This is a genomic window from Bifidobacterium pullorum subsp. saeculare (assembly GCF_016899725.1).
GTDB classification, from domain to species: Bacteria; Actinomycetota; Actinomycetes; order Actinomycetales; family Bifidobacteriaceae; genus Bifidobacterium; species Bifidobacterium pullorum_C.
Window position 1 is genome coordinate 1 of the sequence record NZ_JACLYU010000301.1, and the last position, 248, is coordinate 248.

At 69.0% G+C, this 248-nt stretch carries 1 protein-coding gene; it reads left to right on the forward strand.

What is annotated here, in order from left to right:
* On the forward strand, window positions 1–89 hold an 89-nt coding region (locus H7U32_RS11745; protein WP_323804629.1), incomplete at its 5' end, for a DUF5701 family protein.
* Window positions 90–248: the final 159 nt, after the last annotated feature.

Genomic DNA, 248 nt, shown 5'->3' on the forward strand with positions numbered 1-248 from the left:
GTCTGGGCGCCGTGTGGCCGAACTCCCGCCACACCTGGCTGGGCAACGCCTACTGCATGGGCCGCCGCGGCGTGAGCCTGTTCTCCTGATATCCCGCGCCGCCGTCCCCTGCGCAAACGCGCGGCAGCACGAAGGAGATTCGTCAGGACCGATACCCGGCGACCAGCTTCGCGTACAGGTCCGCCGAGGGCTTCGGGGTGCGGTCCAGCGTGGTCCGATCCACGCTGCACAGGCCGAAGGTGTTGGAA